Genomic DNA, 21461 nt, shown 5'->3' on the forward strand with positions numbered 1-21461 from the left:
TTACTTCGGTGTTGATTAGTATTTCGGCGCTGTGGTGTTCATTGGAATTTTGAATTCTTCTTCGTCTTGACCAACCGTTTCGTCCACGATGCCGAGTTCTGCTTTCACCCAGTCATAGCCTTCCGCTTCCAGACGCTCTGCAAGCTCAGGACCGCCGGATTTAACGATGCGGCCTTGCATCATAACATGTACAAAATCAGGTTTTACGTAGTTAAGCAGACGTTGATAGTGCGTGATGATCAAGAAACCGCGCTCTTCACTGCGCATAGCGTTAACGCCTTCCGCAACGATACGAAGCGCATCGATATCCAGACCGGAGTCGATTTCGTCCAAAATGACGATTTTCGGCTCAAGCAGCAGCATTTGAAGAATTTCGTTACGTTTCTTCTCACCGCCGGAGAAGCCTTCGTTCAGGTAACGGTGCATGAACTCAGGGTTCATTTCAAGCTGCTTCATTTTCGCTTCCATTTGGCGAATGAACTTGATCAAAGAGATCTCATTGCCTTCGCCGCGGCGTACGTTGATCGCACTGCGCAGGAAGTCAGCGTTCGTTACGCCCGTAATTTCGCTTGGGTACTGCATCGCCAGGAACAGACCTGCGCGAGCGCGCTCGTCAACGGCCATTTCCAGCAAATCTTCACCGTCGAGCGTTGCGGAACCTTCCGTCACTTCATATTTCGGGTGCCCCATCAATGCGGAAGCCAGCGTACTTTTACCCGTACCGTTCGGTCCCATGATCGCATGCACTTCGCCGCCCTTGACTTCAAGGGACAGACCTTTCAAAATTTCCTTTCCTTCGACGTTCGCTTTCAGCCCGTCTATTGTAAAAATTGGGGAATTTGCCATTTTCGATAAGCCTCCATAATGTTGAGTGTACTTTTAAAACAAATGACAACCATAAACCTAAACTGATTATCACTGATTCTCATTAGAATAATTCTATTATAACTCACTACTGTAAATCAAGAAAGGGCATTTCCATACAAAACGAGTGCAAAATGTGAAAATATGCGTAGTTTTTATGTCAAAACCCGTTTTATTTCGGCAAGTTGCGCAGCAAATTGTTCGTCATTCAGGACAGGCTCCAGCCCATCGTCCCCAGGCGCCTCGTTTCCAAGCTGGATCCAGGATTTGCAGCCCATATAGGCCTGTTCGATCGGAATGGTGATCGGCTGCTTCAAACGATACACCCTTAACAGCATAATATGCAGCGGGTTTTTCCGTTTCCACTTCAATCTTTCTTCCGTGAAATTTTCCGTCCAAATGTGAAAAGGAAACAACTGATTGAGCCGCTCTTGCTCCATGATCTCGATGTCCTCAATCAATCGGGCATAGCTCGTAATCGTGACGTGTGTATCTTCCGCCGACCAGTTCGCAAGCGTCTCGTCAATGACACCTCGGTACGCTTCCTTCAGCAGTTCCCGGCGTTGGTGCTCATACGTTGGATACAGCAGGAAATCGTGCGACTGCACCTGGAAGTCCCGCGTTTCTTCGATAATCCCTCCCTTGCGCATAATAAAAATCTGCTTGCCAGCCTCCAGCGCCTTGATCGCCGATGCCCACTCCTTAAGCGCAACTGCGTTCCCCATTGTGCCAACGCCTCCGTTCTCCTCATTAATCCATCTATTATAAATAATCTTGCTTTGTAAAACAAATTAGAGAACGCTTACGAAGCATAAAAAAACAGCCTCGCTATCAGCAAGACTGTTCTCCTCATTTATCTGACGATTCTGCGTAATATGCGCTCTGAATTCGGGCAAACTGTTCCTGATTTCCCTTCAGCGGGTTCGGGTCCGCAGCCGGCCTCTGGGGTTCAGCCCAATACGCAACGAGCAAAAGCCCTGCCAGACTCGCGGCAACGAGTAGAACTTGCACAATTTTCTTCATCGGCTCTTCCTCCGATTCTTCCTATATATAATTCTAGTTTACGGAAGTTTCATCAGAGGCATGTTCGGGCAAATTAAAATTTGTGTAAATTTTCCGTGAAATTTAACCGAGGAACGCTTGCAGCATCCAGCGATGCTTCTCGAGGCTCGTCTGAATGCCCAGCAGCATATCCGAAGTCGTCTCATCCGCGACTTGCTGGCAAGCTTCCATGCCGGCTTTCAACTCTTCCGTAACCGTTGTGAAATCGGCGATGATCGCTTCCACCATCTGATTAGCCGCCTCGCTGCCGGAAGCTTCCTTAATCGAAGCTGTTTCCAGATACGATTTCATCGTGGCCGCAGGCTTCCCGCCAATCGTCAGCAAGCGCTCCGCCAGTTCATCGATATGCAGCGCGGCTTCATTGTACAGTTCCTCAAATTTCACATGCAGCGTAAAAAATTGATTGCCTTTCACATACCAGTGGTAGTTATGAAGCTTCACGTAAAGCACGTTCCAGTTGGAAATTTGCTTGTTCAGGACAGTATGAATCGTTTGCGGGGAAACCGTTGTTGCCGTAGCCATGATAAACCTCCTTCGAAAATAGCGTCTGACGCCGAGCTTGTACACCGTAGTTTAGGCTTTGGCCCGCGATTTTATGTAAAATCTGAAACAATTGCGTCCAGAGTATTTCAAGCTGCCGCAATATGCCTTATACTAGGAAAAGACTCATCAAAACAGAGTAATTTAGTTGGAATTAATTCCATTACTTATAGGAGGAAAATCAATGTCAAACTACCATCCGCTGACCGAAGCGCAAGCAATTGCGTATGCGCGTCAAATCCCGCAGTTATTTCAAACAGGCTCTGAGCTGTCCAGCCAAGAAATCGGGGACGGCAACCTTAACCTTGTATTCCGGATTACCGAAGCTGGGACGGGGAAAAGCATTATTTTAAAACAGGCGCTGCCTTACGCCAAAGTTGTCGGCGAATCGTGGCCGCTGACGCTAGACCGCGCCCGCATTGAGAGCGAGGCGCTGATGATCGAAGAAGCGCTGTGCCCGGACCTCGTGCCGCATGTGTACACATACGATGCCGATCTGGCTCTGACGGTCATGGAAGACCTCAGCGATCACGTTATCATGCGCCGCGGCTTGATCGAGCGCAATCAGTATCCGCTTTTTGCCGAGCATATCGGACGCTTCCTGGCCCACACCCTGTTCTTCACTTCCGACCTCGGGAAAAATCAGCAGGAGAAAAAGCTGCAGCAAGGCCGATTTATCAACCCTGAGCTGTGCAAAATTACCGAAGATTTGATTTTCGACGATCCGTACCGCAATTCGGACAATAATAACATTGAAGCGCACATCCGCGATGCGGCCGAAGCGCTGTGGAACGACAGCGAGCTTCATCTCGAAGTGGCGATTCTCCGCAACAAATTCCTGACGCAGTCGCAAGCGCTGCTGCATGGGGACTTGCATACCGGTTCGATTTTTATCAAACCTGATTCAACGAAAGTGATCGACCCTGAATTTGCCTATTACGGTCCGATGGGCTTTGATATCGGCGCTGTACTGGGCAATTTGCTGCTGAACTATGCAGGTCAAGAGGGCTGGAGTCAGGATGAGGAAGGCCGCGCCGAGTACCGTGCTTACCTGATTCAAACCGTGAAGGACGTTTGGACGCATTTTGAAGCGAACTTCCGCGCGCTTTGGAATGAGCAGGGTGTGGACCGCGTATTTGCAACGCCTGGCTACCAAGATTATTTCGTAGCGAATTTGCTGCGCGACGCCGTAGGCTTTACCGGTGCGAAAATGGTGCGCCGCGTCGTCGGCCTCGCCCATGTCGCCGACATTGATAAAATCGAAGACGCCGCGGCTAGAGAACGCGCACAGCGTTTGGCGCTGCGCATCGGCACCGGCGCGATCCGCACAAACCGCCAAGTGAACAACATCGACGAGCTGATCGCGCTGGCGACGCAAGCTGTAGAAAGAGGTTTTGCCCTATGAGTTTGAACGGCACAGAGACATCAAGCGCGCTCGAATCCTTGCGCTGGAACGGCCAGCAGCTTGATCTGCTGGATCAACGCTTATTGCCGGAAGAGATCGTCTATCTTCCGCTTGAAACCCCCATTGAGGTGTGGGAAGCGATTCGCCACCTCAAAGTGCGCGGCGCCCCCGCGATCGGCATCGCCGCCGCATACGGCGTGTACCTCGGCATCCGCGGTGTGGATGGCGGCGTAGATGCGCTTCTGGCCGAAGTCCAGAAGCAGGCGGACTACCTGGCGACGTCGCGTCCGACGGCCGTCAACCTGTTCTGGGCGCTCGACCGCATGCGCGCGCGCGCGACGGCGCTGGCCGCCGAAGGCGTGAGCCCAGCGGCATTCCAAGAGGCGCTTCTTGCAGAAGCGCAGCAGATCCAGGCGGAGGACGTGGAGACCAACCGCCTGATCGGCGAACACGCGCTCGCGCTGTTCGAGGACGGCTTCGGCGTGCTGACGCACTGCAACGCCGGCGGTCTTGCTACCGCCAAGTATGGCACGGCGCTCGCGCCGTTCTACTTGGCGAAGGAAAAAGGGCTGAACATCAAAGTGTTCGCCGATGAAACGCGGCCCGTGCTGCAAGGCGCACGGCTCACCGCTTTTGAACTGCAGCAAGCGGGCGTGGACGTCACGCTCATCTGCGATAACATGGCCGGCGCGGTCATGGCCAAGGGCTGGGTGCAGGCGGTCATCGTCGGCACAGACCGCGTAGCGGCGAATGGCGACGTGGCCAACAAGATCGGCACGTACAGCGTCGCCGTGCTGGCGAAGGCGCACGGCATTCCGTTCTACGTGGCGTGCCCGCTGTCCACGATCGATCTGAACACGCCGACTGGCGGCGACATTCCGATCGAGGAGCGCCACGAAGACGAGATCACGCAAGGCTTCGGCAAGCGCACGGCACCGGCGGGCGTGAAGGTGTTCAACCCGGCGTTTGACGTGACGCCGAACGAGTATGTCACCGCGATCATCACGGAAAAAGGCATCGTGCAAGCGCCTTATACCGAGAACTTGCGCAAGCTGTTCGAATAATAAAAAGAGGGTGCCCCGGCCATTTCATTCGAAATGGCGAGGGGCATCCTCTTTATTTGGCATTCGCTGTTGCAACATGGGATCATCAAAGCTGCAACTGATGCCCGCGATAAGCGTTCGGCGTGGTGCCGAACGCTTTTTTAAACACATAGTGCAAATAATTGCTGGACGTGAAGCCGCTGCGCTCGGCGATTTTCTCCAGCGTCAGCGTCGTTTGCAGCAGCTCGCTGCACACATATTTGAGACGAATCCGCTCCAGATATTCGCTGAACGAGATGCCGGCCTGCTCCTTGAAAATGCGCTGCAGCTGCCGAGAGGAGATCTGCACGCGTTCCGCCACGCCTTCCAGCGTAAGCGGACGGCGATAGTTATCCTCAATGAATTGCACCGCCAATTGGTAGCGATAGCTTTTCATGTCCCGCGCAGGCAGGTTGACCCCTTGCCCATCCAACCGGTAGGCGCCGACGGTCCGCAGCAGCATCTGGACGATCGCTTGCTTAATCGTCGTGTACTGCCCAAGCCCATTGCTGCGCCAGGCCTCATAAGCCACCAGAAAATATTTCATCGCATCCTGCCGGTCCTGCGCCGGCATATGCGGTGCATCGCGCAGCTGCTGAATGCAAGCATCCGCTTCCGCACGCTCCCAAGCTTCGCCCCATTCCCGCATGGCGCCCTCAAGATTATCGTGCGGCTCCTCCAGCTTCACGATGTCCACATGCAGGCAAAGTTCACCCATGGCCTCGCGCTCATCCGCTTCCTGCCGATGGCTCACACCGGGAGCCGTGACATACAGCATGCCCTCCTGCAGCGGATATGTCGTGCCATCGAGGATGACTCTTCCTTTTCCACGCGGGATATAATGAATTTCAAACTCGGAGTGATGATGAAAATCGACCACCGCCCCAGGGGCAAACGAGGTCAAATGACATTTGAGTATCGTCAGACCGTACCCACCCCAGCGAAAGCTGAGGTCCAGGCGATCGAGCGCCATCGGATTTTCAAGCATCGGTTCGAAATAAAAGGGCTGATTCATGCTGTTCACGGCTTCCTTTCCCTCTCGGGTCTCCCCGTTACGGTTGCAGCGAATCCAGCCGCACCTGCCCTTTGCTTGCAGCGGATTGGTTGGACGCCTCCATCAGTTTCGTTAAATCTACAGCCAGGCGAATATTTTCCTCGGCCTTCGTGCCTTGCTGAATATGTGCGACCCACTGGTCAAAAGCCGACAGCTTCGCCGCAGGCATCTGCACTTCCGTCCACGCCGCGTTAGCATCCCGGTTCGATTTCACCAGCACACGTCCGTCATGCTCGGAATACAGCAGGCTGCCGTCCGTCCCGTGCAATTCGACGACGAATGGGGAATGCGCGTTGACGAATCCGGCTTCTACGATGCCAATCGCACCGTTCGGATAGTGGAGCAAGGCGACTGCGTTATCTTCCACTTCACGTCCGGTTACATACCCGTATGAAGCGCTTACAGCGTCGGGAAGTCCGAGCAGCAAGCGTGTCAGGTACATGGGATGACAGCCCAAATCGATGAGCGCACCGCCGCCGCACTGCTCTGCATTGTAGAAATGTGCCGGCAGCCAGCCATTCGGATTCGCCGTCGTCGAAATGCCACCATTGTGTGACAAGCGCGCCCGAACCAACGTAAGTTGTCCCAATTTCTCTTCTGCGAGCACACGCTGAATCGCTTGCGTCGAAGGCGAATTCAGCCTTGGCAGCGATACGGTCAACGTAACGCCCGCTTCCTCGACAGCCGCCAAAATCTCATTCACTTCATGCAGCGTAGGCGCCACGACTTTTTCGGTAAAAATATGTTTGCCCGCCTTTGCTGCCGCGATCATGACATCGCGATGCAAATTGGTTGGCGTATCGACAACCACAGCTTCAATCTCGGGATTTGCCAGCAGTTCTTCCAAGCTCGCATAGAAGGGTACGCCCCGCTTCGCGGCCTCATCCTGGCCTCTATCCGGCAGTTCGTCCCATACCGCGGCAATTTCCGTGTTCGGGTGTTCATCCACTTGTTTTGCATAATCTTTCGCATGTACATGCCAGAAGCTGAGCATAGCTACTTTCATCGTAATACCTCCAAATAAGTGACTTGGGTTCATTGTATCACGGTGAAACCTGGGATTAAATTTCGATTTAGCGACAGATTGTTGTGCAAAATTGCGACATCCTTCCTGTCGTATAATTTGAACTGTAAAGTAGATCCTTATATTCGTCAAGCATTTCAGCGCATAGACCAAACTTGATTATTCCAATTGGATTAGTTTAAAATAAATCCATACTAGCAAGGCCAGGAGGGATTCTTATGTTATTTTCACCTTATACGGTCGGCGGCCTTACGCTGAAAAATCGCATCGTCATGTCGCCCATGTGCATGTACGCTTCTGATGATTCGGGCGAAGTGAAGGACTGGCATTACGTCCATTACGCAACAAGAGCCGTCGGCCAAGTCGGCCTCATCGTGCTAGAAGCCACCGCCGTTACCCCGGAGGGCCGCATTTCGGCGCGTGACCTGGGCATCTGGCAGGACGGCCAAATCGAAGGCTTGCGGCGAGTCGTCGAATCCGTTCACGGCTTCGGCGCGCACATTGGCATTCAACTGGCCCATGCCGGCCGCAAAGCGGTGCTCGACACGCCTGCGCTCGCCCCATCGGCCATCCCCTTCTCCGAATCGTCCAAAACGCCAGAAGAAGCATCACTGGCAGACATTCAAGCTGCGATTCAGGCGTTTGCCGATTCCGCTGAGCGTGCCAATCAAGCCGGTTTCGACGTCATTGAGCTACATGCCGCTCATGGCTACTTGATTAACGAGTTTCTGTCGCCGCACTCGAATCACCGGCAAGACGCGTACGGCGGCGACGCGGAACGCCGCTTCCGTTTTCTGCGCGAGACGGTGGAAGCCGTCCAAGCGCGCTGGGACGGTCCTTTATTCGTGCGCATATCGGCGAATGAATATGTCGATGGCGGGCTTACTCCGGAGGACTACGTTTATGTAGCCCGGCAATTGAAAGCGCTCGGCGTACATCTCATCGACGTGAGCTCTGGCGGTAATGCGCCTGTCGTGCCTGATTCCTACCCAGGCTATCAAGTGCCGTTCGCCGAGAAGCTTCGTCACGAAGCCGGCATCCCGGTCGGTGTCGTCGGCCTCATTACCAGCGCGCAGCAAGCTGAAGAAATTTTGCAGAATGGGCGCGCCGACCTGATCTTCCTCGGACGCGCGCTGCTGCGCGATCCGTACTGGGCCCGGACAGCCGCTCGCGAGCTGCAGGCCGAGCTTGCGCCGCCGCCGTCTTACAGTCGGGGCTGGTAAAACGAGAATACCCTCGCTGGGAACGGCTGTCGTTCCCGCGAGGGTATTGTTATTTGGCGACGGGAACCGTCCGAAAGTATTCTTCCAGCGTGACATTCTTCGTCTGAATTTCTTTGGCTATATCGTTTCCGACATAGCGAATATGCCAAGGCTCGTACTGGTAGCCGGTAATGCCCTCTTTGCCTTTGGGATAGCGAATAATAAAACCATACTCGTACGCATGCTTCTCGAGCCATACGGCCTCTTTCGTCCCCCCGAAGCAATCCTCGGCCGCACACTTGCCGTTGCTGCCGGTCACATCGATCGCCAGACCTGTTTCATGCTCGCTGGTGCCTGGCACCGCACTGTACGTTTTCGCCTTTTCTTCGCCGTCGATGCTCACATACCGCTCAAAGACGGATTTCTGCGTCACATAAGACCGATAGGCCGATACACCTGCGAGATGAATACCGTCTTTCTCTGCGCCCGCAAACAGCTTCTCAATGGCTGTCGCCGCGACCTGGCGCATTTTGCGCTTTTCGATCTTTTCCTTGAACGTGAAAGGAATGTTCGGATACACCAGATCGCTCGGCTCATAGCTGGATGGCAATGAGTTTTGCTTGTTAACAAGCACCGTCACGCTCGTCGGGTTGGCGACCACTTGGACCGCGTCTCCCTTCGTCGCCGCAGGACTTGACGTTGCCAACGCTTTCCCGGTGGGACTTGCTCCCGGCTTTGTCGAAGCCGCAGGCGTGGTCGTTGCCTGGGAAATCGGTGTGGCACTCGCCTGGCCGCCCGTATTCGGCGAAGACGTAGGCTGGGTTGTCACTGCCGTTGTCGGCGCAGGCGATGAGCTTGCTGCTTCTTGCTTGTCTCCGCAGCCTGTCAGCGCCACGACAGACGCTGCTATTAAAATGGAAATTGATACCTTCATTTTCGTATTCATACTTCTCGTTTTGCCCCCTAAACGTTGTAAAAACTTTTCAAAAGAATAGACACGGTTCGAGCTGAAAAAGTTTCATAGTTCCATCCAAACAACAAAAAAGACTGCCTTTAGGGTAGCTCCTAAACGCAGCCTTTTCATATTTTAAGCGGAATGACGGGTTGGTGACAAGTTTTACGCCGAGAAGTCTAGTTCTGGCTTGCCGCGATTGCCTGCTCCAGATCGTAAATAATATCTTGAATCGCTTCCGTACCGACCGACAAGCGGATAAGTCCTGGTGTTACGCCGGCAGACGCTTGCTCCTGCTCTCCCAGCTGGGAATGCGTCGTGCTTGCCGGGTGAATGATCAAGGATTTTGAATCGCCTACGTTCGCCAAATGCGAGAACAGCTCTACAGCATGAATCAGTTTCTTGCCTGCCTCTACGCCGCCTTTAATGCCAAAGCTCAGAATCGCGCCTTGCCCTTTCGGCAAATACGTTTGCGCCTTCTGGTAGGACGCATGGCTTTCCAAGCCTGGATAGCTCACCCAGTCCACAGCTTCGTGCGCTTCCAGGTATTTCGCGACCTCGAGCGCATTGGAGCTGTGACGTTCCATACGCAAATGCAACGTTTCCAAGCCTTGCAGCAGGAGGAACGCGCTGTTCGGAGACAGAGACGCCCCCAAATCGCGCAGCAATTGAACGCGCGCTTTAATGATGTACGCGATCGGCCCAACCGCTTGTGTATATACGACACCGTTGTAGCTTGGGTCCGGTGTCGTAAGACCCGGAAATTTGCCGGAAGCCGCCCAATCGAACTTCCCGCCGTCCACGATGACGCCGCCAATGGTTGTGCCATGGCCTCCGATGAACTTCGTTGCCGAATGAACGACGATGTCGGCGCCATGCTCGATCGGACGAAGCAAATACGGGCTTGGGAACGTGTTGTCGACGATAAGCGGAATGCCGTTCTCATGCGCAATCTCGGCAACCGCGGCAATGTCCAGAATATCCCCGCTCGGATTGCCGATAGACTCTGCGTACAGCGCTTTCGTTTTCTCCGTAATGGCAGCGCGGAAGTTCTCAGGGTTGCTGGCGTCGACGAATTTCACTTTAATGCCTAATTTAGGCAGTGTGTTGGCAAACAGATTATAGGTACCACCGTACAGCGCGGATGCCGCTACGATTTCATCGCCTGCTTCAGCGATATTGATAATAGAAAACGTAATGGCAGATTGTCCAGATGCTACTGCGAGTGCCGCAGGCGCGCCTTCCAGCGCGGCAATGCGCTTTTCGAACACATCGGTCGTTGGATTCATGATCCGCGTGTAGATGTTGCCGAACTCTTTGAGGGCGAACAAATTAGCGGCATGCTCCGTGTCATTAAAAACATAAGACGTGGTTTGGTAAATCGGGACAGCACGGGATTTGGTAACAGGGTCGACCTCTTGTCCTGCGTGAATGGCCAACGTTTCCGGTAAGAACTTACGTTCAGAATTTGACATGAGCATGCCTCCTAGGGTATGTATAATAGTAGATGGTTTGCAGGAAAAAATGTAAATTATTCCTACAGGAATAGTATGATATAATTCTACTGGAAGATGCTGCTAGAAGTCAATGATAGATTTTCAGATTGTCTCCTATATATGCCAAAGACTGCGCTTCGATAAGCGCAGTCTTTTCACTCTTATAATACTTTCGATAAAAACGCCTTCGTCCGCTCCTGCGTCGGATGCTCAAATATTTGCGCGGGCTTGCCAACCTCCACGATGACGCCTTGCTCCATGAACATGACACGGTCGCCGACTTCGCGGGCAAAGCCCATTTCGTGCGTAACCACAACCATCGTCATGCCTTCCTGCGCCAGCTGCTTCATGACCGCGAGTACCTCGCCGACCATCTCTGGATCGAGGGCCGATGTCGGCTCGTCGAACAGCATGATTTTCGGCTCCATCGCCAGTGCGCGGGCAATCGCCACACGCTGCGCCTGACCTCCGGATAACGAGTCCGGCTTGGCGTTCGCTTTGTCCGCCAGCCCGACTTTTGCCAGCAGCTCCAAGGCTTTGGCCCGAGCTTTCTCTTCCGGCCATTTTCTAACCTTGATCGGAGCCAGCATTATGTTATCGACCACGCTCATATGAGGAAACAGGTGAAACCGCTGGAACACCATGCCGAGATCCGCCCGGATTTCATGAATGTTGCGGCTGCCGATGATCGCCTGGCCTTCGATGAGGATCGTTCCGTCGTCCGGCACTTCCAGCAGGTTCAGACAGCGCAGAAACGTCGATTTGCCCGAACCGGAAGGTCCGATCACGACAAGCACTTCCTTGCGCTCCACATCCGCGCTGATGTTGCGAAGAACCACATTGTCCCCGAACGCTTTTTGCAGATTTCGTACTTCAATCATCGCAGACACCCTACATCCTCCTCTCCAAATAGCCAAGCAGCTTGCTTAAGGAATATGTCAAAATAAAATAAATCAAAGCCGCGGTCAGATACGGCTCCCACACTTTGAAGTATTGGCTGCGCATCGCATTCGACCAGTACATCAGCTCTGGCGCCGCAATAATCGCAAATAAAGAGGAATCCTTGATGAGCACGATAAACTCATTTCCGAACGGCGGAATCATCCGTTTCATCGCTTGCGGCAAAATAACGCTCTTCATCGTCTGCACATGCGTCATCCCCAGCGAATACGCTGCTTCCGTCTGCCCTTTGTCAATCGATTGAATGCCGGCGCGGAAAATTTCCGCCATGTACGCCGCCGAGTTCAGCGACAACGCTGTGATCGAAGCGACGATGGCATTCGTCTCGCCAAGAAATAACGGCACGACACCGAAGTGCACGAGCAAAATTTGTACCAACAGCGGCGTGCCGCGGAAGAAATTCACATAGATGCTGCACGGCCAGGTCAAGTAACCGCGGCTGGACATTTTGCCCAAGCCCACAGCTAGGCCCAGCACCGAACCGAACAGAATGGATAGAATCGAGATGCCGATCGTCCAGAGCGTACCTTTCAGCAGCAGAGGCAAATAATCAATAATAATATCGAAACGAAAATCCATTCAACTCTTCCTTTCCTTTCATTAGAACCGTTAGACATGTCGTGCTTCGGTCCCTATCATGAACAAAAGCATGCGCACAGTGCTGCGCATGCTCCGGTTTCCATTATTTTTGTTCAAGTAGTTTCTTGGTATCCGGCTCTTGGCCAAACCATTTTTTATATACCGTCGTATACGTGCCGTTTTCGATAATTTTCTTGATCGCTGGGTCAAGCTTCGCTTTCAGCTCGCTGCCCTTTGGAAGCAAGATACCGTAATATTCGGATTCGAAATTTTTCGGATCGGAAATGGCAACCAATTTTTTGTTCGGATTATTTTTTACATATTCACTAACGATGGCAACGTCCGCGACGACCGCGTCTACACCGTTATTTTCAAGCTCCATCAGTGCCAGCGTGTTGTTATCCATCCGCTTGAGCGACTTGTTGTCTGCGCCCATGATGCCCGACATCAGCGTGTCCGCTGTAGTGGAAATCTGAACGGCCACCTTCTTGTCCTTTAGGTCAGCAGCGCTTTTCACAGGACTGCCTTCTTTGACTAAGATCATGTTAATCGACTCAAAATAAGGAATCGAATAATCGTAAGATTCCTTCCGCTTTTCCGTAATGGAAACGCTGGAAATGCCGCCTTGATATTCTTTGCCTTGCTCAACACTCGTCAGCATCGTATCCCAACCGGTGTTGACAACTTCGTAAGAAATGCCGGCTTCTTTCATGACGGCATCAAGAAACTCAATGTCAAAGCCTGTCATTTTGCCTTTATCCATGTACTCCATCGGCGCGTATGCCGCATCGGTAGCAAATTTGATCTTAGCGCTCCCGCTGTCTTTGGATCCGCAAGCTGTCAACGCAACCAGCATCATCGCTGCTAGTGCAAAAATACTAAATCTTTTCACTCATCTTCCCCCGTTCTAGTTCATACCGAATCATATATTAACACTTGGTCAATAAAATGACAACAGCTATGTCAGCAGGAAATTGGTGGAAAGTCGGATTTTCTGACATCTTTGTTTTCTTGCACAAAACGGAAGCGGCAGATTCGTCTTGCCCACCAAAGCAAAAACACCGGGATCTCTTGATCGCCGGTGTCGCATACTTATCTTTTACAGCGCTATGTGTTGTTCACTTACATCATTCTCAGAATGGCGTCCCTGCCTGTCATCCCTGCCACAATACCTAGATCTTCCGCCGTATAGGTCACGGACTCCAGCGGCGCATCAAGCAGCTCCTGAATCGTCCGAACACCGGTCGCCCGAGCAGCAATAATGTTGCGTTCCCGCAACCGTTCATTGAGCAGCGCCACATCCAGCGCACCGCACATAATATAGCCTTTATCCGTTGTCACAACCAGCAGCGTCGTTTTCGGCAGCTTGACTTCAATTGCGATTGCTGTATGTCCCTCAAGGAGAATGGGTTCTACGCGCATCATGCTCTGCACAGCTCCTCTTCGCAGTCTTACGGTAGTATATGCGAGGGCGGCTAGTACGGTGTGGTGGGAGAGGGAATGTTTTTTGTAAGTCAAGACTTTCCTCGAGGCGCAGAACATATTGATTGTAAAACAAATAAGGGAGACCCCGTATTCGGGCGCCTCCCTCATGCCTTCTACGTAAAAGAAATGAATCCATTTACAAGGCATAGCACTTCATGTCCAAATGTCCCACTACGACTGCACGTATTTCACAGACTAGAGACTTAATAAGTCAAGTCTATAACTCATTTTAACCATTGTCAAGAGATTATTCCTTAGTCGGGGCAACCTGTTTCAAAGATAATTCTTTTTCCAACTCTACAACCCTCTCGTTGGCCTTCATCATTTGATGTTGTAGCAGTTCTATTTGAGCTTCATATTTTTTTCTCTGTATTCGCAAGTCGGATTTAGTTTGATTCTTCAGCTTTCTAACTAATTTATCTTTCTCTTCAATAAATTCGGTAGCAAAACGTGATGCTATTTTCTGTTCTAGCTCTTTCCATAAGGGGGTTCCTTTAATTGAAAAGTTAAGATCTCTAATGATTCGATTTTTATGTACACTGCGGATCTGATGTACAACTAGGGTGGAATTATTTTGAAACCCTACATCAAGCGTTCCACCCTTGTCAACATGAATGACGGATTTTCCCATCTCACCGTAGTAGTTCTGACCACGATTCGTAGTAATAGGTACCATCACAATGAATTTTTCGAACTCTCCTATCACAACTCCCATATGATCATAGGAAAGTTCATCTCCAATATTAAGTGTACCGAGTTTTACAAATACTACATCGCCTTTTTTATAACTCAATGTTGCGGCGTGAGTTTTTTTCTCTGTTCTCTTAGAACCATGGATTCCGTACTCTTGCCAAGAATTGAGATCAAGGATGAATTCCAAGCTTTTATGCATAGTCTGATTCGACATCATTTTATAATTATTCTGAAAAAGATGTAGAAGCTCAGTTTCCACATTACGGTTAGTGTTCGCTAATGCGGTTTTAACATTCGGTTCATTTAATAATGATATGACTTGATTCCTATCAATTGTCATTTCTATCAATCACCCTATTCTTTTCAAACTAGTAAAATTATACAGCAATTCCCCTAATTTTCTCAATAATAAAGATTCCATGACCTATGCATTGACAGCTAAAAAGAAATCCCGTAAAACATTTTCCAATAATTTTCCCACGATTCCGGGCAATCCGAACTACTTTTGCCGCCAAGATCGTGATATAGTAAGAAGACGAGCCATTTCATTTAGGACCAGGAGGCTATATGAGTCAGGGGAACTCCAATTCGAAAGCGAAGAACGGACATCTGTTCACGGTAGAAATTTTAATTGAAGAAGGGACTAATGGCCTAGCCATGGAGAAGCTCCTTCATCTTCTGAACGTGGACACCGTCAAAGACTACCAGATCCTCAAGGGTATCAACCTTGGGAAGCTCATCGCGCTGAACACGAATGCTGGCAAGCAGGCACCCGCACAGCCTGCGGGCAAGACCGCACCCCCCGCGGCCAAACCACCGAGTGCAGACTCCGCTCATGACATCATGCATCAACTGGAAAGCTTTAAAGCGAACAACACGTTGATCCGCCTGACCGTCATTAAAGCCCAAGGCATCAAGCTCAATCTGCCCTGCCGCATCCTCAATTTCGACCGTGACAACCAGAATGTCACCGTTTATCATGTGGATGAGAAAAAAGTGTATCTGTTCAAGCTGAATGAAATTGACGATTACGTCGCTTTCGATCAAAAATAAGCGAAGGCTCCCGCGGCTAATTAATGCCAGGGAGCCTTCTTGTTATTCCTCGGGGGCCAACGCGGCCGCCGTCATGCCCTCGCTCATCATCAGCTCGAGCGCCTCGCCTGCAATCGGCGGGCTGAACCAGTAGCCCTGCACTTCGTAGCAACGGTTCTGGTACAGGAACTTCAGCTGATCTTCCGTTTCCACACCTTCCGCGATCACCTTCAAATTCAAATGATGCGTCATGGCAATGATCGTGGCGACGATTGCCGCGTCATTCGGATCTTCCATGATGTCCCTCACGAACGAACGATCAATTTTGAGTTTGTCGATCGGGAATTTTTTCAAATAATAGAGTGAGCTGTAACCCGTACCGAAGTCGTCGATACTAACGCCAACGCCTAGCTCTTTGAGCTCCAGCAGCGATTGAATAGCATGATCTACATCCATCGTCATGCTCTCCGTAATTTCGAGCTCCAGATACTGCGGATCAAGCTTCGTCTGCTCTAGCACATGGCTGATTTTTCCCTTCAAGTTATGCTGGAAAAATTGGCGCATCGACAAATTCACCGAGATGGCAATCGGCGGATAGCCCGTGTCCTGCCACAGTTTGTTCTGGCGGCATGCCGCCTTCAACACCCATTCCCCGATCGGCACGATGAGTCCCGACTCCTCTGCAAAGGGAATGAATTGACTCGGCGAGATCAATCCGCGCTCCGGATGATCCCAGCGAATCAACGCTTCGGCGCCGACAATGCGCCCGGTCTGGATCTCCACCTGCGGCTGAAAATGAAGGACAAATTCATCGTTCGCGAGTGCGCGGCGCAGCTCGTTTTCCAGCTTGAGGCGGTTAATGGACGTCAATTTCATATCGCTGTTGAAAATCTGATAGTCGTTCCTGCCTTTGTCCTTCGCTCTCGCAAGCGCAATGTCCGCGTATTTCATCAGCATATCGGCGTCTTCGTCTTCATCGCCCGCAATCGCCACCCCGATGCTTGCCGTTACATGAAGCTCATACTGCTCGAGCAGGAATGGCGCTGTCAACACGCGGTTAATACCTGCGATGACCGCAATGACATCGCCTGCGTCCGCAACATTCGTATAGTAAAAAGCGAACTCATCGCCTTCCGTACGCGCTAGAAAGTCGCTCTCGGTCACACAATGCGTAAATCGTTCGGCCAACTGCAGGAGCAGCATGTTCCCATAATCATAGCCGAAGCTGTCGTTCACCAATTTGAACATGTCAATATCCAAGTAAAAGACGGCGAGCTTTTGCCCGGATTTTTTGCAAATCTTCAGGCATTCGTTCAGTTGCTCTTTAAACAAGCGCCGGTTCGGCAAGCCCGTCATATCGTCGTAATAGGCCATGTAGCGAATTTGTTCGTCGCCGCGTTTGCGCTCCGTGACATCTTGACCGATCAGAATAAACCCTTGTTCGTCTGGGGCAATGGAAACGGGGACAGCCGTCACTTTCATGTCGATGCGGTAGCCGCTTTTATGCAGAACGGACGTCTCGAAGTTCACCGTCATACCCATATGCGCCGCGAGCACTCTTGCGTCATGCGCAATCTGCTCCTTCGTCATGATGGTCGTCATATCAATGACTGCGAACTCCTCCAGGGTATACCCCAGCAGAGCCTCCGCGGCTCTATTCATGCGCACGAAACGCTGCCCTTTCTTATAGAAGAGAATCGCGTTGGGATTATGCTCAAACAAGGAATCGAGAATGTGGAACTGCTCCCTCTCATCAGGCGCGACCGTTTGGATAGCATCCGGTTCCGTTTGACGTCTTCGCAGCCAGTAGATCAATAGCAGCGATGCCAGTAAACAAAACCAGGGAGCAAACGGCTTTAGGAAAAGGCTGACACCTACGGCTGCGACCACATAGAAGCCAATATAAAGCCGGTTTTTCACGAATTAGCCTCCTTATTGCTGCCTATCGAATACCGCTAGGAAGCGTTATCATCGTCTTCATTCTACAAAGAGGCGGAATTTTCCTGCTGCCTTGTCGGAAATAGAAAAAAAGAGGCGGAATTTCTCCACCTCTTTCGTCAATATTGTCGGTTGCTATTTCAACGCGGCAATCGCGAGCAGCACCCAACCGACCAAAAAGCTTACGCCGCCCAGTGGAGTAATCGGACCGAACACTTTCAGGCCCGTTAGGCTTAATGCATATAGACTACCCGAGAACAAAATGATACCGATGAAAATCGCCCATCCGGACGCGGTTACGAGAGAGGTATGAGGCAAACGATCTGCCAGCAAGGCGATGACAAGCAGCGCCACCGCATGAATCATATGGTAATGCACCCCGGTTTGAAACACATCGATTTTATCGGGAATGCGATCTTTCAATACATGTGCGCCGAACGCCCCTAACGCGACGGATAGAAACGCATTAATAGCGCCAATCAGTATAAACAATCTCATCTAAACTTACTTCCTTCCTGGCCTCCGCTACACGGCGCCAATATCGTGCTGCCCCACAATCAATTGGACAGGCTCCAGATATACGCGTGTCACGGTTGGCTGCTCAATTAGATTAATCTCAATGTCTACGACCTTATAACGAGTCGTCTTGCCTTCCCGCTTATCAAAAACCACTTCAAATTGGCGCAGACCCAGTTGGTGGGTAAATACAGAAGAACCAATGGCAACAGCATTGACATCATACTCTCCATGCTCGAAAACAACCTCCGACAAAATCTCCTCGTTCATATCGACGATCGTGACATACTGGCTGAATTGGTACAACATCAGGACAGAATCCCCTTTCATATGGTTACAATTGTAGTCCTGCATATATTCGCCAAAATTTGTCGATATTCCTGCTATTGTCACGCCCAATCTACAACTTTATACCCAGTCCAAAAAATAAATCACAATCGGAATCGTAATCATGCTGAACAACGTCGAGGTAAACACCGCCTGTGAAGAGAATTCCGCTTCATTTTCATACTCAATGGCCAATAGCACCGAGCTCAGCGACGTCGGCACCGCACAGGACAAAATCAAGGCCTTAGCCGTCAGTCCGTAGAGTCCGAGCAGCCAGACGACGAAAAATCCGAGCAGCGGCCCCACCGCCAGCCGCAATAAATTGGAGAGCAGCACGTTCGAGAAATGGAATTCCCATTTCATCGCGCCAAGCTGCACACCTAGCGTTAGCAATGCCGTTGCCATAAACGCATTCGCGATATAGCTAATCGGCAGATGGATCGACTCCGGCACTGGCACATGGAAATAGCGAAGCAGCATCGCCAGCGGAATGATATAAATAACCGGCAGCGACAGAATCGTTCGCATCGTCGCCTTCCAGCTCGCCCTATGTGCATTCAGCGCATATATGCCGTATGTATTTGGGATTAACGTCTGCATAATCATAATAATAATTTGAATGGACAGCGTATACGCATTTCCGGCAAAAACCGTCTGATTCAGCGGCAGCGCATAATTGGCACTGTTGTAGAAAATGACGCTGTTGCGCATCGCAACCCGCATCCCGCGCTGGTGCTTCTGCACGCGAACGATGATTTCAATGATCGCAAACAGCAGCGAAAAGAAAATGACAAAAAATAAGAGCACCTGCATCAGCACGGACAGGCTCATTTCGGATTCATACAGCTTCGTAAACACGATAGCCGGTGAAAACACATAAAAATTCAGCTTCGATAACGTGCGAATATCGATTTTAAATGCGCGATAGATCGTCGCCCCAATCGCAATCATAATGCTGATCGGCACGATGTTATTAATCAGAATATAGATGAAGTAATTCATTCGCTGTTCGTCCCCGTTCCTCGCATACCCCTGTTGTCTCCGTTACATCGTGGCATTTACACTTGTAATGATACGCTGCAGCTGCTGATTAAAGCTCACAATTTCTTCTTGCGAGAGCCCGCTCGCCGCGAATAGCGTCTGCGGAATGCACATGGCACGATCGTACAGCGCGCGCCCCGTCTCCGTAAGCAGGATATTCACAACCCGCTCGTCCTCCTGCGACCGCTTTCGCACCAACAACTGCTGCGCTTCCATGCGCTTCAGCATCGGCGTCAGCGTCCCGGAATCCAGGTCCAGCTTCTCGCTGAGCTCCTTGACGGTGCTTTCCTCCTGATCCCACAAGACCAGTAGTACGAGATATTGCGGGTACGTAATCCCCAGTTCTTCCAGAAGAGGACGATACATCCGCGTTATTGCTCTCGAGCTCGCATATAGACTGAAGCACAGCTGATTTTCCAATTTCAAAAATTCACTACTGCTCATCGTCAAATTCCTTTCATCTATCATTTTGCAAACAATCGATTCGCTTCCAATTTAAACAATTATCCTATGGATGTCAACCTGCCAAAAAAGCGAAAAGAGCGCCGCTTAGGCGCCCTTCCGCTCATTATCACTGCAACGCTACTTTATATTCGCGCTCTTCACATACTCTAACCATTGCTTTTTGTACTCCGCCTGGATTTTATCAAGACCGGCCACTTTCGCCTTCTCCATGAAGGTTTTCAGACCGCCCTCCACGTCAGCGACAAGCCCTGCTTCCAGCGGATAGAGATACTGTTTCTCCACTTGCTCCAAAGCAGCCCGCTCAGCCTGATAACTGGTATAGTCTTCAGCAAAGCCGGTGAATTTGTCCGGAGTAGCGATTTTATCCAAGTCGGAGAAAATTTGCTTCACGCCGTCATACCCTTTATCGAACAGCATGAATTCCGGGTTGCGCCATGCCCAACCCTGCATGCCTTCGCGTGGGAAGCCATTCGTGTTGCTGTCGCCGATCATTTTATAATAGCCGTTATCAACTTCATAGTTTTTACCTAAAATGCCGTACTGTGTCAATTGGTTATACGTTTTGTCCGTCACCATCTTCTCATAAAAAGCCAACGCTCGCTCTGCGTTCTTACTGCTTTTCGGAATCGCAAAGCCGTTATGGATCGGATGCACAGGCTCGGCATGGCCTTTAATGGATGGTGCCGGGTAATACTCCAGCTTCCAATCCGGATGCGTGGAGGCGATTTTCAGCTTCTGGTCGTTGAAGCGCGTCGGATTGTCCCCGAGGTTCGCCGCAGCTTTACCGCTTGTAATCAGATCCGTCATCGCATCTTTGGTGTTCAGGACGTTTTTGGAAATGTAGCCGGCGTCCTGCCATTTCTTCAACGTTTTCAGCTCGGCCAAATGTTCGGGAGAGCCCCAGTACGCGGTCACTTCCGACGGATTCTTGTACGGAACTTGCATGCCGTACGGCAGCGCGCCTACAGGGTCGATCGTCAAGTTTTTATACTGGTCGGAGAGACTGCCTTTCACATCGCTGTTCGCAGCGAGCGGAATCATGTCGGGCTCGTTCTTCTTGATGCCGGCCAAATATGCCTCGAAGTTCGCCAAGGAATCCGGCTTCGGCAGATTGTATTTCTGGCGCAGGTCCTCCCGCCAGATGAAACCCGTCGTCACATATTCCTTATAGGTGGCCGGGACGGTGTAGATTTTGCCGTCGATCTTCACGGCATCCCACATGTCCTTCGGCACGAAGCTGTTCAGCTTCGGCGCCGCTTTGGGCAGCAAGTCGTCGAGTGGCAGGAACGCACCCTTCTTCGCGTATGCCTGATACTGCGTCCAGTCAGCGGTGAAGATCAAGTCGACCGCTTGGCCGGAGGAGAGGAGCAGTTTATATTTTTGATCCCAGTCGGTCCAGGTGGTGAAGTTGAATTTGACGGTTGCATTCAAATCCTTGAGCGCGAGCTTGTTAATTTCATCCTCGATCACCGGCAAATCTTTTGGCGCCGGTCCCAGCATGTAAAACTGGAGCTCCACTTTCTTCGAGATGTCGAGGCCCGCAGGCGCAGCAGGTGTAGTCTGGGCGGTGGAAGCTTCAGGCGCTTTGCTCGCAGCGGCGCTCGGCGATGGGCTGTCCGTGGATGTTGTCGAGCTGCACCCGGCAAGCAGTGAGCCGACGAGCGCAACGGCGATGGATGCGCCGAACGTATTTTTTAAATGATGTTTCATACAAATCCTCCCTTTATTCATTATATATGGTATT

Annotated in this window: 23 protein-coding genes; 4 read left to right on the forward strand and 19 right to left on the reverse strand. The window is 51.2% G+C overall.

The window, feature by feature from the left end:
* Window positions 1-15: 15 nt before the first annotated feature.
* The 4 genes from sufC to ABE504_RS29485 all read right to left on the reverse strand — a co-directional run bounded on the left by sufC (window position 16) and on the right by ABE504_RS29485 (window position 2448).
* Window positions 16-846, reverse strand: a complete 831-nt coding sequence (gene sufC / locus ABE504_RS29470; RefSeq protein ID WP_126141680.1) for a Fe-S cluster assembly ATPase SufC — start codon at window positions 844-846, stop codon at window positions 16-18.
* Window positions 847-1019: 173 nt separating this feature from the next.
* Window positions 1020-1589 carry a DUF1802 family protein gene (locus ABE504_RS29475; protein ID WP_430095807.1) on the reverse strand — a complete coding sequence of 190 codons (570 nt, stop codon included), beginning with the start codon at window positions 1587-1589 and terminating at the stop codon, window positions 1020-1022.
* A gap of 124 nt (window positions 1590-1713) precedes the next feature.
* Window positions 1714-1887, reverse strand: coding sequence for a hypothetical protein (locus ABE504_RS29480; RefSeq protein WP_430095809.1), 174 nt, complete (start codon window positions 1885-1887; stop codon window positions 1714-1716).
* 102 nt (window positions 1888-1989) lie between these two features.
* Window positions 1990-2448 carry a Dps family protein gene (locus ABE504_RS29485; protein WP_430095812.1) on the reverse strand — a complete coding sequence of 153 codons (459 nt, stop codon included), beginning with the start codon at window positions 2446-2448 and terminating at the stop codon, window positions 1990-1992.
* Between the two features lie 202 nt (window positions 2449-2650).
* Between ABE504_RS29485 and mtnK the strand changes: the two genes are divergently transcribed.
* Both mtnK and mtnA read left to right on the forward strand, forming a co-directional pair.
* Window positions 2651-3871 (forward strand): S-methyl-5-thioribose kinase, encoded by a 1221-nt coding sequence (mtnK, locus tag ABE504_RS29490; RefSeq protein WP_430095814.1) that lies wholly within the window; start codon window positions 2651-2653, stop codon window positions 3869-3871.
* Window positions 3868-4935, forward strand: coding sequence for an S-methyl-5-thioribose-1-phosphate isomerase (mtnA, locus tag ABE504_RS29495; protein WP_430095816.1), 1068 nt, complete (start codon window positions 3868-3870; stop codon window positions 4933-4935). Before mtnK ends, mtnA begins: the two co-directional genes overlap by 4 nt.
* An 85-nt stretch (window positions 4936-5020) precedes the next feature.
* Here mtnA and ABE504_RS29500 read toward each other — a convergent pair whose 3' ends face one another.
* Together ABE504_RS29500 and ABE504_RS29505 are read right to left on the reverse strand one after the other, a co-directional pair.
* On the reverse strand, window positions 5021-5968 hold the full coding sequence (locus tag ABE504_RS29500; RefSeq protein WP_430095818.1) for a helix-turn-helix domain-containing protein: 948 nt from the start codon (window positions 5966-5968) through the stop codon (window positions 5021-5023).
* 37 nt (window positions 5969-6005) lie between these two features.
* The gene (locus ABE504_RS29505; RefSeq protein WP_430095820.1) at window positions 6006-7013 is read right to left on the reverse strand and encodes a Gfo/Idh/MocA family protein; all 1008 of its coding nucleotides are present in this window, start codon (window positions 7011-7013) and stop codon (window positions 6006-6008) included.
* Between the two features lie 236 nt (window positions 7014-7249).
* Between ABE504_RS29505 and namA the strand changes: the two genes are divergently transcribed.
* On the forward strand, window positions 7250-8254 hold the full coding sequence (gene namA / locus ABE504_RS29510; RefSeq protein WP_430095822.1) for an NADPH dehydrogenase NamA: 1005 nt from the start codon (window positions 7250-7252) through the stop codon (window positions 8252-8254).
* Window positions 8255-8303: 49 nt separating this feature from the next.
* Here the strand turns inward: namA and ABE504_RS29515 are convergent, their stop codons facing one another.
* The 7 genes from ABE504_RS29515 to ABE504_RS29545 all read right to left on the reverse strand — a co-directional run bounded on the left by ABE504_RS29515 (window position 8304) and on the right by ABE504_RS29545 (window position 14738).
* Window positions 8304-9179, reverse strand: coding sequence for a D-alanyl-D-alanine carboxypeptidase family protein (locus ABE504_RS29515; protein ID WP_430095825.1), 876 nt, complete (start codon window positions 9177-9179; stop codon window positions 8304-8306).
* A 185-nt stretch (window positions 9180-9364) separates the two neighbouring features.
* Entirely contained in the window at window positions 9365-10660 is a 1296-nt protein-coding gene (locus tag ABE504_RS29520) for a homocysteine synthase (protein WP_430095827.1), read from the reverse strand.
* A gap of 182 nt (window positions 10661-10842) precedes the next feature.
* Window positions 10843-11562 (reverse strand): amino acid ABC transporter ATP-binding protein, encoded by a 720-nt coding sequence (locus ABE504_RS29525; protein ID WP_430095988.1) that lies wholly within the window; start codon window positions 11560-11562, stop codon window positions 10843-10845.
* Between the two features lie 10 nt (window positions 11563-11572).
* Window positions 11573-12220 carry an amino acid ABC transporter permease gene (locus tag ABE504_RS29530; RefSeq protein WP_430095830.1) on the reverse strand — a complete coding sequence of 216 codons (648 nt, stop codon included), beginning with the start codon at window positions 12218-12220 and terminating at the stop codon, window positions 11573-11575.
* Between the two features lie 103 nt (window positions 12221-12323).
* The gene (locus ABE504_RS29535) at window positions 12324-13079 is read right to left on the reverse strand and encodes a basic amino acid ABC transporter substrate-binding protein (RefSeq protein ID WP_430095991.1); all 756 of its coding nucleotides are present in this window, start codon (window positions 13077-13079) and stop codon (window positions 12324-12326) included.
* A gap of 263 nt (window positions 13080-13342) precedes the next feature.
* Complete coding sequence (locus tag ABE504_RS29540) at window positions 13343-13645, reverse strand: YunC family protein (protein ID WP_430095832.1); 303 nt, start codon at window positions 13643-13645, stop codon at window positions 13343-13345.
* Between the two features lie 307 nt (window positions 13646-13952).
* Window positions 13953-14738, reverse strand: a complete 786-nt coding sequence (locus tag ABE504_RS29545) for a type II toxin-antitoxin system PemK/MazF family toxin (protein WP_430095835.1) — start codon at window positions 14736-14738, stop codon at window positions 13953-13955.
* Window positions 14739-14965: 227 nt separating this feature from the next.
* Between ABE504_RS29545 and ABE504_RS29550 the strand changes: the two genes are divergently transcribed.
* Entirely contained in the window at window positions 14966-15451 is a 486-nt protein-coding gene (locus ABE504_RS29550) for a hypothetical protein (RefSeq protein WP_430095837.1), read from the forward strand.
* A 42-nt stretch (window positions 15452-15493) separates the two neighbouring features.
* Here the strand turns inward: ABE504_RS29550 and ABE504_RS29555 are convergent, their stop codons facing one another.
* The 6 genes from ABE504_RS29555 to ABE504_RS29580 form a co-directional block, all read right to left on the reverse strand.
* Window positions 15494-17350, reverse strand: coding sequence for a putative bifunctional diguanylate cyclase/phosphodiesterase (locus ABE504_RS29555; protein ID WP_430095839.1), 1857 nt, complete (start codon window positions 17348-17350; stop codon window positions 15494-15496).
* Between the two features lie 153 nt (window positions 17351-17503).
* Window positions 17504-17866: a DUF423 domain-containing protein gene (locus ABE504_RS29560; RefSeq protein ID WP_430095842.1), complete on the reverse strand. Its 363-nt coding sequence runs from the start codon at window positions 17864-17866 to the stop codon at window positions 17504-17506.
* 27 nt (window positions 17867-17893) lie between these two features.
* Window positions 17894-18193, reverse strand: coding sequence for a hypothetical protein (locus ABE504_RS29565; RefSeq protein WP_430095845.1), 300 nt, complete (start codon window positions 18191-18193; stop codon window positions 17894-17896).
* Window positions 18194-18292: 99 nt separating this feature from the next.
* Window positions 18293-19213, reverse strand: coding sequence for an AEC family transporter (locus ABE504_RS29570; RefSeq protein ID WP_430095847.1), 921 nt, complete (start codon window positions 19211-19213; stop codon window positions 18293-18295).
* 42 nt (window positions 19214-19255) lie between these two features.
* On the reverse strand, window positions 19256-19696 hold the full coding sequence (locus ABE504_RS29575) for a MarR family winged helix-turn-helix transcriptional regulator (RefSeq protein WP_430095849.1): 441 nt from the start codon (window positions 19694-19696) through the stop codon (window positions 19256-19258).
* A 138-nt stretch (window positions 19697-19834) separates the two neighbouring features.
* Complete coding sequence (locus ABE504_RS29580) at window positions 19835-21427, reverse strand: extracellular solute-binding protein (protein WP_430095851.1); 1593 nt, start codon at window positions 21425-21427, stop codon at window positions 19835-19837.
* Window positions 21428-21461 lie beyond the last annotated feature (34 nt).

It is taken from the genome of Paenibacillus oryzisoli (assembly GCF_050467285.1).
GTDB lineage: Bacteria > Bacillota > Bacilli > Paenibacillales > NBRC-103111 > Paenibacillus_E > Paenibacillus_E oryzisoli_A.